The organism is Dongia sp. agr-C8, from assembly GCF_054658695.1.
Window position 1 is genome coordinate 874265 of the sequence record NZ_BAAGHZ010000002.1, and the last position, 14278, is coordinate 888542.

Here is a 14278-nt window from a genome sequence, read left to right on the forward strand (position 1 = left end):
CGCTTAGAGCCCGCCGCTTCCGAACACGCCGCCGTCGTCCGGCGACGGCTGAGAATCCGGCACCGGCACCGGCTGTTCCTCGACCGGCGGTGTCGGCACCGCTGGGGGCGGCGGCGGCAGGCCCGGTCCGGTCTGGTTCTGGATCACCGAGTTGCTGTCGACCGGCGCCTGCGGCGGCGGCAGGCCGAGATCGTTGGTGGCCTGGTCCGGCTGCGGCTCCGGCGGCGGCGGGCCTTCCGGCGCCTTGTTCGGGTCGGTCACGACCGGCGGCAGCTCGGCCGCGGTCTCCATCGCGATGCCCTTGCTGGTCAGCAGATTGTAGGCATCCTGGTACCACTGGCTGCCCGGGTAGTTATAGCCGAGCACCGAGGCCGTGCGCTCCGCCTCGGCGTAGACGCCCAGCGCCACGTAGGATTCGGTCAGGCGCTCCAGCGCCTCCGGCACATGGGTGGTCGTCTGGTAGTGGTCGATCACGTTCTTGAAGCGGTTGATGCCGGCGAGATACTGGCCGCGCTCCATGTAATAGCGCCCGACCGACATCTCCTTGCCCGCCAGGTGGTCGCGCACCAGGTCGAGCTTCAACGTCGCGTCGCGGGCATAGGGGGTGTTCGGGAAGCGGGCGATCACGTCGGACAGCGCGCGCTGTGCCTCCTCGGTATTGCCCTGGTCGCGCGACACGTCGGCGATCTGCTCGTAGTAGCAAAGCGCGCGCAGATAATAGGCATAGGCCGCGCCGCGGTTGCCGGGATGGAGATCGATGAACCGCTCCAGCGCCGGAATCGCGTCGTCGTAGGAGTCGATCAGATAATAGGAGTAGGCCGACATCAGCTGCGCCTGGGTGGCCCAGGTCGAATAGGGATGCTGGCGCTCCACCTCGTCGAACAGCTTCGCGGCCTGGCGGGTATTGCCGGTGTTCAGCGTGTCGAGCGCGTTGTTGTAGAGCACATCGACCGGGGTATCCGGGATTTCCGGCTCCGGGCTCTTGCAGGCGGCGAGCGCCAGGAGCGCCACGGGAAATGCCGTGGCGCGGATGGACCGCCCGAAACTCCGAATGAGGCGCACGATTCCGCCGTTCCCTGTTTAGACCCGGCGGACTATAGGCGGAGCGGCGGTCCTTCTCAAGCCCGGTGGATGCCCGCCAAACCCTTAGTAAGGCTGGCAAAAAAGAACCGCCCGGCGGCCCGCTCGGGGCGTGCCGGGCGGTTCGGGACGCGCTTACTCGCCGTAGGCCGAGGTTTCGCCGGAATCGGCGTCGTATTTGATGGTGACCACCGAGAGCTGGCAGAGATCGACCCCGTGCCATTCGGCCGAGGAATTGTCCTCGGAATAGACCACCTTCAGGTCCCAGGCGCAGGTGTCGGTGTCCCGGCTGAAGGAGATGTTGGCCCGCTGGCCATCGCCCAGGGTGTCTTGCCCGAGCACGTCTTCCTGCCAGTCCGACGATTGCGTCGGCGCCACGTAGAACTCGCTGATCTCATAGCCGGTGGCGTTGATCAGCGAGAAATCCTGCTCGCCGGCCAGCGCCGAGCCGCCGGTGATCGCCAGGACACCGAGCGCGAACGCCGCCCGGCGAAATGCAGTCCGAAATGACGCTGTCTTCAAGGTGGATCCCCCGTTGGCGTGGCACCTGGACGGTGCCCTCGGGAGGATTCTGGACTGCGAGGTCTTAAAGGACGGTGAAGCGCAGGTGCGGAATGTGGAAGCCTAAAGGAACGCCGTCGCGCCCCTTCGAGCGCGCCCCAAAAGCGAAGGGCCTCCCGGAGGAGGCCCTTCCATTGCCCTGCCTAGAGGCGGCAGCTCAACGAAGCCCGACCCCAACTTCGGAGGCCGTGCTCATGAGAACCGCCCTCTGCGGCATATGACAATGAGACATCTGACCACCTCCTTTCCATTGTTGAACGGACAGTATGTAGGAGGCGCGCGCGATTTTACAATCGCGATCGCAACTGGGGCGGAGAAGTGCGCCAAGGGCGGCCGTTGGCTTTTCGAGGTCGCCTTGCCGTTCTCCAACCGGGACGTGTAGACTCCGTGCGAATGTTAGTGGGGGCTTCGATCGTCATGGGACGCGAGTTGTTCCTGTCGACGAAGAGCGTGCGGTTTCCTACGAGGGAACGCGGGGACTCCGATGTGCGTGACGAACTTGCGGCCATGGCGTGGAGTTCGCTTGGCGGTTCTTGCCTTTCTGCTGTTGGCCGGCTGTCAGGGCTCGCGCGACACGCTTGTCGCCGTCTATGAGGGTAACGCCGTCATGCACGTCGAGAACGGCAGTAACCCACCCAGCTACTTCATCTTTGCACCTCTGCCTCAAGGAAAATCGCCGGAAGACATCGCCTCCAGGGTGATGTCGCTCGCATGCCCGAATGGAAGTCCTCGGCTGCTTTATGCCCAGGGGATGTCGTGGGGGGACAATGTCTCCCGCGGAGCATATGTCGACGCGAAGCTGCTGGAAGCAGGCTTCACCTGCAACTACGCAATCACCAGCCTCATGATCGAGGACAGCTTCGTCCAAAGGGTGCCCGACCGGAACGGCCTGCCGGCTTATGAGATCTCCGGGCAGATCGCCCGCGACGACCTGCCCGAACGCAAGGCGGCGCGGATCATGCACGCAACCTGCCTGACCGGCGACCCGAAGCTGCTCCAGGCGGACTATGCCGGCGCCCGGCAGGTCAGCAATGGGGTAGAATTCTGGAGCGGGGTCTTCACCTGCGGGCAGCCGATCCGCAGCCTCGGCGCTACCCCGCCGGGTTGAAGCCCCGCGACCTAGCCCTCGAGACGCAGTAATATTGACGCCTCCACCGCAGAGTCGTACTCATCGGCAATAGTGGTGCCGATCGAGAGGCCACCAAGCATAATCGGCTCGAGCGCGACGCCAGGCTCGCGCGACAAAGCCGGTGACCGAGCCTGCCAAAACGCCCACAGCCGCAGTGGTCAGCACATGCGTTTTCACAACAAAACAGCGATTGTGACCGGGTCGAGCGGCGGAATTGGGTCGGCCATCGTAAAGCGGCTCGCATCCGAGGGCGCACGCATCATCATGGCCGACCGTTCGCAAGAGAATGCCTCCGCGATCATGGAACAAGCGAAGGCGGAAGGCGCACCCGATGTCTGGCTCTGCCCGTGCGACGTCTCCAGCGAGGCTGACGTCGCCGCCACCGTCAACGGCGCGATGGACCGCTTCGCCCGCGTGGATCTGGTGGTGAACAACGCCGCCATAGAATCCTTCAAGAAGATCGAGGACCTCACCGGGGAAGACTGGATGAACGTTCTCGGCGTTGATCTGCTGGGGGCTTTCTATTTTACCAAATACGCCTTCCGAACGATGAAGCCGGGCGGCGCCATCGTCAACATCGCCAGCATCCACGCCGTGCAAACAGAGGCCCTGTCGGCGCCCTATGCCGCAGCCAAGGCGGCGATGCTCTCCCTGACCCGCACGGCTGCGATCGAGGGCAAGCCAAAGGGGATCCGGAGCAACGCCATCCTGCCCGGCGCGATCGACACCCGCATGCTGTGGGACAACCCGAATGTCAAATCGGGAGTCGAGAGGATCGACGAGGGGGACGTGGGCCAACCGCAAGACATCGCCGCCGCGGTCGCCTTTCTTGGTTCGGAGGACGCCAAGTTCATCACCGGAACGACGCTCAACGTGGACGGTGGGCGTTTGGTCAAGCTGTGACGTGGGAAACCAAGCGTCGCCGGTCGCACAAGAAAGACCGCATCAGACTTACCGCGAGGAATCTTGAAAGATGACTCGCGGGAGCTGCTCAATTTCGAGCACTTACCGGGATGGCAGATCGTAGCACTGCGTCGCGCCGGCAGCTTCGCAGCATCCAGAGAATTGGAGCCCTCGATGCGTTTACCTTTACCCCAGTTTGACGGTCCGCCGGCCATAGAGAAGAACACCGGTATTCGCGTCACCATCATGGGCTCTCAAGACTTGGAGAGCGTGCGCATCCTGTTCGAAGTTCCGGCTGTTTTGCCAAAGGTCGATTATTCGGACGGGATGAGTGGAACTTTTTATTCAGGTCCCGCCGGCAGAATTTCCAGCCTTAGCGTGTACGGGTTTCGGTACTATTTCCAAAAATTCCTGCGAACTGTAGGTTATGACGAAGATGACATTCGACAGTACTTACTAGCCGGCCTCACCCATGCCGGCTATCTCTCATCTTGGCGGGATGTTCATATCCACTTTGATGAATAGAGCGTCAGTCGATAGCTCCCACGCTCGCCGCAATGTTTGCTTTGCGCCAAGACAGACGGTACGCATTGGCCGTTTCAGCCCGCGTTGAAATCCTGACGCTGGCGGCATCCGATGCGCCGGCGCCGATTCTTTGCGACCCTCCTCACTCCGGACAGGGTTGCCCAGCGGCGCCCCAGAGCGCGATGTCTCTGACGTGATCCTCGAAGGTGCCGGGTGGTGTCGTGCGGCCCTCGCCCGGCGCCCAAGCCCGGGGGATGAAACCGCTCAGCGACGCATCGTGCCGCAGATGCTCGATCAGGCCCTCGGCGTCGCGGCCCCCGTTCCGCTTGGGATCGCGCAGCTGGGCGCAGATCGTGGCACCGCTTTGGCCGAACCAGAGGAATTCCACCGGCGCCAGCTGCCAGTCGATGCCGGCATGCGGCGGGGCCGGCGCCGGATCATTGGCCGTGGTCGAAGTGACGTGACAGGTCGCGCAGGGGATCAATTCCGCGCCGATGCGGCTTTCCCCGCCATGGATGTTCATGCCGTGGACCCGATTCTTAGTCTCACCGGCCGGCGTCCAGATCGGCACGGCGTTGGCATCGACATGGCAATTGGCACAGCGTGGATGCGTCACTACGGCTTCGATTCTTTTCCAGGCCTCCAGGCCGTCCGCGCGACTGACGCTGCCAGGCGGCAATGCGTCCTTTGAGTCGCCGTCGGCCAGTGCCATTCCAACGAAGGTCGCGACGATCGGCGCGGCGATCGCCAGCCAGATCAGAGAGATGCGCATGGCCACCCTCACACGAAGTCGATGAATTTGTTGAACGGCATCTCGCGAATGCGCTTGCCGGTCGCGGCGAAGATGGCATTGGCCAGGGCGGGTGCCGCGGGCGGTACCGGCGGCTCGCCCAGTCCCCTGACCGTGTAGTCGTTCTCCAACCCGCGCACCTCGATCACCGGGCACTGGTACATGCGCATGCCTTCGTGGTGGTTGTAGTTGGTCTGCTGGACGGCACCATTGGCATAGGTGAGCTCGCAGTTCATCGCATGGCCGAGGCCCCAGACGATCGAGCCCTGGACATTGTTCTCGAAGTTGACCGGATCCACGATCTTGCCGACATCGGCCGCCACCCAGACCTTGTCGATCTTGATGCCGGAATCGGTCATGGTCACCTCGACGACCTCCGCGACCGCGGTGCCGAAGGATTCGACGAAGGCCACGCCGCGGCCCTTGCCGTTCCCCAGCGGTCCCTTCCAGTCCGCCATTTCGCCGACCGTCTCCAAAAGCTTGCGATAGATCGGGATCTTGCAGAGCTCGATGCGTGCCTTCAGCGGATCGAGCCCCGCGGCATGGATCAACTCGTCGATGAAGCTCTCGGTAAAGAAGCCGTTCGCCGAGGCGCCGACCGAGCGCCAGGTGGTGGAGGGCGACAACCCCTGCACCTCATAGCTCGCCGAGCGGTAGTTCGGGATGTCGTAGTAGACATTCCAGATCCCGACGGCCAACTGGGTGTCGGGATCTTTCGAGACCGTGCCCATCCTTTCCAGCAAACCCTTGAAAGGCGTGGTGGCCGCGACCTGGGCATCGGCGGCGATGATCTTGCCGTCCTTGACGCTGCCCCGATACCGGCCCATCGCGATCTGACGCGGAATATCCTGGAGGAAGTCCTGCTCGCGCGAGAAGATCAGCTTGACCGGCGTTCCCTTGAGCTGGTTGGCGATCTCGGCCAGCACGCGCACGTTCTCGAACTCGAGCCGGTGGCCGAAGCTCCCGCCCATCCATTCGTTGTGGAAGGTCACCTGCTCGGGCTTCATGCCGATTGCCTTGGCGGCGATCTGCTGAACCGCCTGCGGCGACTGATGCCCGACCCAGATTTCCATGCCCTGGTCGGTGACGATGCCGATGCCGCCGAGCGGCTCCAACGGGGCATGGGCGACATAGGGTGCGCGATACTCCGCCTCGACCAGCGTGCCCTCTTCCAGCGCGGCTTCGACGTTGCCGTCGTTGCGCCATTCCTTGCCGAGGAACTTCGGATCGAAGGTTTCGCCCACGACCTTCCAGTGCTCGGCTTGCTCGGCCGGGTACTTGGATGGCTCCCACTGGCATTCGACCTGCTCGGCCGCCTTCATGGCATACCAGCTGTTGGTCGCGATCACCGCGATGCCATTCGAGAGCTTCAGGACCTTCTGCACCCCCGGCATCGACTCCGCCTTGGTCGCGTCGAAGGACTTGACCGGCTGACCCTTGTTCGGGTTGAGCTGGACGGCGGCGTAGACCATGCCGTCCATTCGCCGATCGATGCCGAACTTCATCTCGCCGGTGACCTTCGGGCGGATGTCGAGTCGCTCCATCGGCTTGCCGATCAACCGCCACAGCTTCGGGTCGCGCAGCGTGACATCGGTCACCGGCGGGATCTTCGACGCCTCGGCAGAGAGCGCCGTGTAGGGAATCTTCGTGCCATCCGGCAAGATCACGTTGCCGCCCTCGGTGCGGAGATCCGCGACGGCGGTGCCGCTGCGCCGGGCCGCAGCCGCCTTCAGCGTTTCCCGGGCCACCGCCCCGGCCACACGCAGCTTTTCGTAGGTATCCGGGATCGCACTGGAGCCCCCGGTCATCTGCAGGCCGGACTGCTTCAACCATTCGAGCGCGGCGGCCCGCGCCTTCTCGGCTTCGGGGCTCTGGTCCGGCGCCATGAACGGCGCAAGCTCATGGGCGAAGCCGCTGTTGTAGTAGGCGGGGCTCGGCCCCGCGAAGCGGACCTCGAACTGGCCGGGCTCGAGGTCGAGCTCCTCGGCAATCATTATGGTTTGGATCGACCCGACGCCCTGGCCCTTATCGGCGTGCTGGGCGATGAGGATGATCCTGTCGGGGCTGATCTCGACCCAGGGATTGAAGGTCACGGATTGAGGGCCGAGGCCCGCGACAAGTGGATTGGCCGCGGCCTTGGCGGCCTCTTGCGCCCGGCCGTATGACCCGAAGGCGACGCCGCCGGCAACGGCGACGGAGCCAAACACGAAGCTCCGGCGGGAAAAACGCGATATCTCGCCCATCTCACGCTCCTCCCATTTTCGCGGCAGCCGTGTGGATGGCGGCACGAATCCGTTCATAGGTGCCGCAACGGCAGAGATTGCCCGACATGACCTGGTTGATCTCGTCGTCGGATGGATTGGGAATCAGCGTGAGCAGCGAGATCGCCTGCATCATCTGGCCGATCTGACAGTAGCCGCATTGCGGCACCTGGTGCTCGATCCAGGCCTCCTGCACCGGGTGCAGCTTTCCCTCGCCGACGGCCTCGATCGTGGTGACCGCCTTGCCGCCGATATCGGCCATGCGGACCTGGCAGGAGCGAACAGCCATGCCATCAACCTGCACGGTGCAGGCGCCGCATTGGGCTATCCCACAGCCATACTTCGCGCTGGTGATGCCGAGCTCATCGCGCAAGACCCAAAGCAAGGGCATCTCGGGGACGACGTCCACCTGATGCTTGGTTCCATTGACAGTCAGCTCGAACATGCGAACCTCTCCCGTTGGTATGCATTGCTGGTGGCAGGGACTGACGAGATCTGCTTAGGAAAGAACGTCAAAGAATTTTGGCCGTCGCTGCCGTCTCGGCGGCGGCGATATCCTGCTCTCACGAACCGGCAAGCGTGCGGGACAGCGGCACGCCAAACCGGGCGACTTAAGCCAGAACGTGCGTCGAGGCGGGACGGCGAGAGAGCTGCAGTGCAGAGAGATCGAATGACGTCCCGGCCGGAATTATTTCGGCCATCGTCCCGCGCGTCAACTGTTGCCGCATCGCCACGGGTCGGGCCCGCGCCATTGCAAGCGCGCGACAGCACGCCCGCTTTCGACGACTTGCGGGCATCGGCCGATTTTCTATGACGGATTCAATGCCGTAGCGCCGAATGGGTCGGCTTGCGATCTTTCCCCTGCGGAAGCCTCATTGTCCATATGTGGCGGTCCGTTGGCTCTGTGCCTAAGACTGCCCACCGTGAGGTGGATCGCCGGTCGCCCGGGGACCGGTGAAGTCCCTCATCCAGACTTCCAGTCACCCTCTGCCCGACACGGTCCGGCCAAAGGGCTTCAGAGCGAAAGCTGCAAACACAAGGGCCGGTAACATCATGACAATCGTGGCCGCCGAAAGATGGGCCCATTCCTCCGCCCCGCCGCCGACCTGAGCCTCCTTCATCGAGAGCTGACCGACGGCCCACGGCGGCAGGGTAAGTGCGTTGTCCGCCGTGAGGTAAGCAGCAAAGAGATATTCGTTCCAACACAACAAGAATACGATCATGCCGGTCGCGACCATACTCGCGCGTACCATGGGCAGCAGTATTGTGAAGAATATACTTAGCTGCGAAGCGCCGTCGAGTTGTGCCGCTTCTTCCTGCTCTGTTGCCGCAGACCCCAGTACCGGCAGGAGAAGCCATGTGGCCACCGGGATATTGATGGCCGTGTAAACCAAGATCATGAACACCAGCGTGTCGCGCATTCCCGTTGCCTGCGCCAGGACATAGAGCGGCAACACCAGCACGACGGGCGGAAGCACGCGGGTCGCCAGCATCAGGGATGCGGCCCCCGCCACCGAAATGACCGGCCCCCGCCGGCGAAGCACAAAGGCGACCGCAACGCCGGCAAGGGCCAGCAGCGCTGCGATGGAAACAGCGCCCGAAGCGGAAGCAACCACAGGGACAAGCCCGAATAGAAACAAAGGGCCGACAAGACTCGACCACCGCATGGTGGAACGAAATCGCGTCAATCCGTAGATGGCCATGCCGCTCACAGCGATCGTCAATGTCGTCGCGATGCTGCCGATGAGTGCAGAATTCACGAAGCGCGAGACGAGGTTCTCGTTATGCTCAAAGAGGATGAATCGCCATGCGTCGAGCGAAGGTACGAAGTCGACGAAGGGCAGATAGCCCGGCGGCTGGTCAATATCCTCGATGCTCTTAATCGATGTGATGGCGACCCAGTAGAGCGGGAGCAGGCAGACAATCGACCATACCACCAGCAAAGCGTAGGTTACGACCTGGGCCAACGGTCTCACAGTCCGCCCCGCAGGCCGTTGAGAACCATGCCTCGATCTCGCAATCCCGAACTTGAGTACCTGGAAGATGTGCTGCTTCCTCTTCGCCGGCTTTCATGGTCAGCGGATCCGCTGGCCGGTGGTCGCGTCGAAAACGTACAGGTGCTCGCGCCGCAGGGACACGCCGACGGTGTCGCCCTGGCTGCCGCCGATGTCCTTCGACGCCTTCACCGTGAGCTTGTCAGCGCCGATCTCGACCGTCACCAGCGTGTGGTCGCCGATCAATTCGGTGGTGTAGATGGTGCCCTTCAGGGCGCCGGCCTCAGGAGCAACCACCGCGCAATCTTCCGGCCGCACGCCCAGAATCGCCTTGTCCATGCGCGCGGAAACCGGTGATTCGATCCTGGCGCCGCCGGTCAGGAAATGACTGCCCTCGAGGCTGCCGTGCACGATGTTCATCGGCGGGGAGCCGATGAACTGCGCGACGAAGAGATTGGCCGGATCGTTGTAGATCTCCGCCGGCGTCGCCAACTGCTGAAGCACGCCCTTGTCGAGGATTGCCACCCGGTGGGCCAGCGTCATGGCCTCGATCTGATCATGCGTCACATAGATGGTGGTGATGCCGAGCGACTGCTGCATGTGCTTGAGCTCGGCACGCATGTAGCCGCGGAGCTTGGCATCGAGGTTCGACAGCGGCTCGTCCATGAGAAAGACCGAGGGCCGCCGGATGATGGCGCGCGCCAGCGCGACGCGCTGCCGCTGGCCGCCGGAAAGCTCGCGCGGGTAGCGATCGAGCAGGTCGCCGAGATGCACCTGCGATGCCGCCTCGCGAATCGCGCCGTCCATTTCCGCCTTCGATACCCGCCGCACCTTGAGCGGAAAGCCGATATTCTCGGCGACCGTCTTGTGCGGATAGAGCGCGTAGGATTGGAAAACCATGGAGATGTCGCGGTACTTCGGCAGGATGTCGGTGACGTCGCGCTCGCCGATGAAGACCCGGCCCGCCGTGGCGGTCTCCAGCCCCGACAGGATGCGCAGCGCCGTCGTCTTGCCGGAGCCGGACGCGCCGAGCAGCACCAGGAACTCGCCCGGTGCCACGTCGAGGTCGAATTGCTCGAGCACCTTCACCGGACCAAAATACTTTTGGACCTTGTCGAACTTGACCGGAACCTTCGGGCTGCCAGCCGGCATACCTTACCCCTTCACCGCGCCCATCAGGACGCCCCTCGAAATGAACCGCGTCAGCAGGATCGCCATCAGGATCACGGGAATGATCATGATCACGATGACCGCGCTCATCTCCCACCACAGCACGCCCTTCTCGCCCGCGTTCTTCGCCGCCACCATGATCGGCATGGTCTGCACCTTGGCATAGGCCAGGAAAACCGCGAACAGATACTCGTTCCAGTTCAGGATGAGCGTGAGCAGCGTCGTCGCCGCGAGCCCAGGCCGCGTCAGCGGCAGCACGACCTCCCAGAAGATCCGGAAGCGCGAGGCGCCGTCGAGCTGCGCCGACTCCTCGAGCTCGATCGGCAGGCTGACGAAGAAGTCGCGCATCAGCCAGACGACGATCGGCAGGTTCGCCACCGTATACATCAGGATGAGCGCCAGATGCGTGTCGAGCAGCCTGACTTCCTGGAACATGATGTAGATCGGAATGACGACCACGATCGGCGGCAGGATGCGCTGGGAAATGATCCAGAACAGGATATCGCCGTTGCCGAGGCTGATCACGAAGCGCTTTCCGAGCGAGCGCGCCAGAAAGACGAAGAGGGCCAGCGCCACGGATGAGGCCAGCCACCACGGCACGCCGGCATAGCTGGTGGCTATGATGACCAGAACAATGAGCCCGACGAAGATCGCGATGTTGCCGATCTTCGGCCGGTACTGGATACGGGCCAGCGCATAAGCCGCCATGGCGCCGACCGCGACGCAGATGGCGGTCGCCGCGATCGAGACCACGATCGAGTTCGTGAACGCCAGAAAGATCTTGCAGATCTGCGGCTCCATCGGCTGCAGCGTCACGAAGGGAGAGATGACGAAGGCGAAGGAGTTGTAAGCCAGCAAGCCGATCTGCCGGAGGACGGACGGCGCGTCGCAGTACGGGTCGCTGGTGAACTGGACCCGCCAGGCGTCGAGCGTCGGCTCGAAGTCCAGGAACGGCACATAGAAGGGCCCCTGGTTCACCGCCGCAGCATCCTTGAAGGACGTGATGACGACCCAGTAGATCGGGAACAGCACGACGATCGACCAGATGGCCAGCAATGCGTGGGCCACCACGCTTGCGACCGGCGACATCCTGCCGACTGCGGGCGGCTCGAACAGGCGCTGCATCAGGCTGCGGTCCGCCTTGTCAAAGCGCAAGCTTGCCTTGCTCATGCGCGGGCCCTTCGCAACTGGCCAAGCACCACGTAGTTGAAGAACGAGGCGCAGGTCACGACGGTCAGAAGCAGCAGCAGATAAGCCACCGCCGCCGATGTGCCGACGTCATTGGCCCGCCAGATGTACATGGAATGGAGCGTCATCGATTCGGTGGAGGATCCCGGTCCGCCGCCGGTCATGATGTTCGGGAGATCGACGATCTTGAAGGCCTCGATCATGCGGATCAGGAGGACCGTCACGGCGACGGGGACGATCTGCGGCCAGACGATCTCCTTGAAGATCTCGACGCCTGACGCGCCGTCCACCTGCGCCGCCTCGACATGATCCCTGGGCACGTTCTCGAGGGCGGCCAGCATGGTGATGAAGATGAAGGGAATCCATTGCCATGAGTCGCAGATCATCATCACGATGCGCGCCGCCCAGGGATCGGCCGACCAGACCCAGGCGTCCACGGTGGCCGCGCCGAACAGCGGCTGGAACGGCCCCTTCGTGATGTCGGCGACCATTTTCATGGCGTAGCCCACGCCCAAGGGGGTGATCATCAAGGGAATGAAGAAGATCACGCGGAAGAAGTTCTTGCCGGAGATCGGCTGCGAGCACAGGAACGCCAAGCCGGTGCCGATCACGAATTGCAGGGCGCAACCGACAAAGACATAGAAAAGTGTCGTGAGCAGGGTGCCGATCGGGTTGCCGGAGAAGAGCGTGGCGGCGGCGATCCAGGCGACGAAGACGGCCATGGCGGCGGAGATGAAGCGGCCGATCATGCCGAACCAGTTGGTGTTGCGGGTGGAGCGATAGAGCCACCAGGCGACGGCGGCGACAACGGCCGCCAGGAAGAGCGTGCCAAGCCAGCTCATGGCGCCGATCTTGCCGAGGAAATGCACCTGGTCGTTGCCGAAGAACTGCTTGGCGAAGTTCTGGAACCAGACCAGCCGGAACTTCAAGCCCTCGCCGGTGAACCGGACGCGGCTCAGGGCGAAGACGATCGAGTAGAAGGTCGGGAAGATCGCGAAGATCAGGATGAGCACCACCGCCGGCGCGATGAAAAAAGTGCGCGAGTGGCGGTCGAGCCACTCGCCCCAGTTCTCACGCTGAAGGATGCCGGCCGGGGTGCCCCCCGGCCGGACATCTGCGCCGGCATTCGGCATCGAACGGGCTTAGTTGCCGGGCGTGCCGAGCGCCAAGGCCTGCGCCTTGATCTGGCTGTCGCGGCCGAAATCCTCGGTCACTTCCTCCCAGCCAGCCTCGATGTTCTTGAGGGCCTCGTCCACCGTGATCTCGCCGGCGAGATAGCGGGCGAGCTCGGTGTCAAGAATGACCCCGGTGTACTTCTGCGCACCCGGGATCTTCATGTCGGAAGCCATGTTGGGGTTGTTCAGGGCGCCGTTGATGGCGCCCAGGTAGTTTTCCGCCAGGTCCTTCGGCATGCCGGCCTTGACCCAGAGATCGGTGCTGGCGAGCTGCGAGTTCCGATAGGGGTTGTAGCCGGTGGCGCCGATCGTCACGTCGACGTTCGATTGGGCCGCCTGGTTCATGTAGGAGAGGAAGGCATAGGCCGCGTCCTTCTTCTTCTGGTCGATCTTGGCATTGATCGCGCCGGCCCAACCGCCGAAGGCGGCGAAGGGCGCATAGTTGATGCCATCGACGGCATAGGGCGCGCTTTCCTTGGTCACCGGCACGAGCTTGCCGGTGGCGCGGTCGAGCACCTCCTTGGAGCCGACAGCGCCGACGGCGAAGATCAGGCCCTTGACCTTGGCGGCATCCGGGTCGAGCTGCAGCGTGCCGGGATCACCCCACTCGATCAGCAGGCCGCAGCGGCCGGCCTTGAACAGGCCGCGGGTGTCGCCGATGTCCATGTTGAGCTCTTCCGGCGGGCCGTACTTGCCGGTCTCCTTGTAGACCTCGAAGGCCTTCTTCCAGGCTTCGTTGTTCACGATCGGCTTCATCGTCGCGGCATCGAAGTGGAAGCCCTGGGCCGTGCCCTGGGTCTGCACATAGGACGCGGCGACCGTCTGGATGGCGAAGTAAGATTGCGCGTTGCGCTTTTTGAAGATGCAAGAGCCGTAATCCGGGGTGCCGTCGCCATTCATGTCCTGGCCATGGATCTTGGACGCCACCGCGAGATAGTCGTCCCAGGTCTTCGGCGGCTGCAGGCCGGCCTTCTCCAGCACATCCTTGCGGTAGTAGACCATCTGGAAGTCGCCATCGACCATCAGCAGCTTGGTCTTGCCGCCGATCTTCTGGCCGAAGTCCCGGAAGTAGGGGGCGATGTCATTGGTGTCGAGCTTCGTGTCTTTCTCCACGTAGGGCGTCAGGTCCTCGAGCAGCCCCGCAGAATCCAACTCCACGCCCCAGCCGGCGGCAAACACGCCGACGTCGATCGCGTTCGTGCCCGTCGACCAGTCATTCTGGATCTTCGGGAAAATCTCGGCGAACGGCACTTCCGTAACGACGATCTTGGCTCCCGTCGCGGCTTCGAACTCCTTGCCGCGCTCAGCGAGGCGCCCGGCGATGACATATCCCGGCCGGGTAAGAATGTTGACCGTAACCCCATCGAACTCGCCGGCCGTCGAGCCGCCCGAAAAAGCGCCGAGAGCGACGGCGACGGAAAGCGCGCACACAGACACCTTGTATGATGACATTTACTTTCCTCCCCTTCTTTTCTTGCCGGCCCGCTTTGCGGCACCGGAAC

13 protein-coding genes are annotated in these 14278 nt (G+C 63.3%); 3 read left to right on the plus strand and 10 right to left on the minus strand.

Annotated features, from left to right (window positions below):
• Positions 1 to 3 precede the first annotated feature (3 nt).
• Positions 4 to 1011 carry an outer membrane protein assembly factor BamD gene (locus ACYQ4T_RS11665; protein ID WP_459854026.1) on the minus strand — a complete coding sequence of 336 codons (1008 nt, stop codon included), beginning with the start codon at positions 1009 to 1011 and terminating at the stop codon, positions 4 to 6.
• A 204-nt stretch (positions 1012 to 1215) separates the two neighbouring features.
• On the minus strand, positions 1216 to 1602 hold the full coding sequence (locus tag ACYQ4T_RS11670; protein ID WP_459854028.1) for a hypothetical protein: 387 nt from the start codon (positions 1600 to 1602) through the stop codon (positions 1216 to 1218).
• 562 nt (positions 1603 to 2164) lie between these two features.
• Here ACYQ4T_RS11670 and ACYQ4T_RS11675 point away from each other — a divergent pair.
• The 3 genes from ACYQ4T_RS11675 (at position 2165) to ACYQ4T_RS11685 (ending at position 4198) form a co-directional block, all read left to right on the plus strand.
• A complete protein-coding gene (locus ACYQ4T_RS11675) occupies positions 2165 to 2749 on the plus strand; it encodes a hypothetical protein (protein ID WP_459854030.1) in 585 nt (194 codons plus the stop codon).
• A gap of 186 nt (positions 2750 to 2935) precedes the next feature.
• Complete coding sequence (locus ACYQ4T_RS11680; protein WP_459854032.1) at positions 2936 to 3673, plus strand: SDR family NAD(P)-dependent oxidoreductase; 738 nt, start codon at positions 2936 to 2938, stop codon at positions 3671 to 3673.
• A 63-nt stretch (positions 3674 to 3736) separates the two neighbouring features.
• Positions 3737 to 4198 carry a hypothetical protein gene (locus ACYQ4T_RS11685; protein ID WP_459854034.1) on the plus strand — a complete coding sequence of 154 codons (462 nt, stop codon included), beginning with the start codon at positions 3737 to 3739 and terminating at the stop codon, positions 4196 to 4198.
• A 142-nt stretch (positions 4199 to 4340) separates the two neighbouring features.
• Here the strand turns inward: ACYQ4T_RS11685 and ACYQ4T_RS11690 are convergent, their stop codons facing one another.
• From ACYQ4T_RS11690 to ACYQ4T_RS11725, 8 genes are all read right to left on the minus strand, one after another.
• Entirely contained in the window at positions 4341 to 4970 is a 630-nt protein-coding gene (locus ACYQ4T_RS11690) for a hypothetical protein (RefSeq protein WP_459854036.1), read from the minus strand.
• 8 nt (positions 4971 to 4978) lie between these two features.
• A complete protein-coding gene (locus ACYQ4T_RS11695) occupies positions 4979 to 7231 on the minus strand; it encodes a xanthine dehydrogenase family protein molybdopterin-binding subunit (RefSeq protein ID WP_459854038.1) in 2253 nt (750 codons plus the stop codon).
• Between the two features lies 1 nt (position 7232).
• Positions 7233 to 7694, minus strand: a complete 462-nt coding sequence (locus ACYQ4T_RS11700; protein WP_459854040.1) for a (2Fe-2S)-binding protein — start codon at positions 7692 to 7694, stop codon at positions 7233 to 7235.
• A 535-nt stretch (positions 7695 to 8229) separates the two neighbouring features.
• A complete protein-coding gene (locus ACYQ4T_RS11705; RefSeq protein ID WP_459854042.1) occupies positions 8230 to 9216 on the minus strand; it encodes a carbohydrate ABC transporter permease in 987 nt (328 codons plus the stop codon).
• Positions 9217 to 9324: 108 nt separating this feature from the next.
• Positions 9325 to 10395 carry an ABC transporter ATP-binding protein gene (locus ACYQ4T_RS11710; protein WP_459854045.1) on the minus strand — a complete coding sequence of 357 codons (1071 nt, stop codon included), beginning with the start codon at positions 10393 to 10395 and terminating at the stop codon, positions 9325 to 9327.
• Positions 10396 to 10398: 3 nt separating this feature from the next.
• A complete protein-coding gene (locus ACYQ4T_RS11715) occupies positions 10399 to 11583 on the minus strand; it encodes a carbohydrate ABC transporter permease (protein WP_459854047.1) in 1185 nt (394 codons plus the stop codon).
• Positions 11580 to 12734, minus strand: a complete 1155-nt coding sequence (locus ACYQ4T_RS11720; RefSeq protein ID WP_459854049.1) for a carbohydrate ABC transporter permease — start codon at positions 12732 to 12734, stop codon at positions 11580 to 11582. Before ACYQ4T_RS11720 ends, ACYQ4T_RS11715 begins: the two co-directional genes overlap by 4 nt.
• A 9-nt stretch (positions 12735 to 12743) precedes the next feature.
• Positions 12744 to 14228, minus strand: coding sequence for an ABC transporter substrate-binding protein (locus tag ACYQ4T_RS11725; protein ID WP_459854051.1), 1485 nt, complete (start codon positions 14226 to 14228; stop codon positions 12744 to 12746).
• Positions 14229 to 14278: the final 50 nt, after the last annotated feature.

Bases quoted from the DNA above. Each gene is read 5' to 3' on its own strand.
- ACYQ4T_RS11700 (WP_459854040.1), bottom strand. From the start codon at position 7,694: ATGTTCGAGCTGACTGTCAATGGAACCAAGCATCAGGTGGACGTCGTC.
- ACYQ4T_RS11695 (WP_459854038.1), bottom strand. From the start codon at position 7,231: ATGGGCGAGATATCGCGTTTTTCCCGCCGGAGCTTCGTGTTTGGCTCC.
- ACYQ4T_RS11720 (WP_459854049.1), bottom strand. From the start codon at position 12,734: ATGCCGAATGCCGGCGCAGATGTCCGGCCGGGGGGCACCCCGGCCGGC.
- ACYQ4T_RS11715 (WP_459854047.1), bottom strand. From the start codon at position 11,583: ATGAGCAAGGCAAGCTTGCGCTTTGACAAGGCGGACCGCAGCCTGATG.
- ACYQ4T_RS11690 (WP_459854036.1), bottom strand. From the start codon at position 4,970: ATGCGCATCTCTCTGATCTGGCTGGCGATCGCCGCGCCGATCGTCGCG.
- ACYQ4T_RS11710 (WP_459854045.1), bottom strand. From the start codon at position 10,395: ATGCCGGCTGGCAGCCCGAAGGTTCCGGTCAAGTTCGACAAGGTCCAA.
- ACYQ4T_RS11680 (WP_459854032.1), top strand. From the start codon at position 2,936: ATGCGTTTTCACAACAAAACAGCGATTGTGACCGGGTCGAGCGGCGGA.
- ACYQ4T_RS11725 (WP_459854051.1), bottom strand. From the start codon at position 14,228: ATGTCATCATACAAGGTGTCTGTGTGCGCGCTTTCCGTCGCCGTCGCT.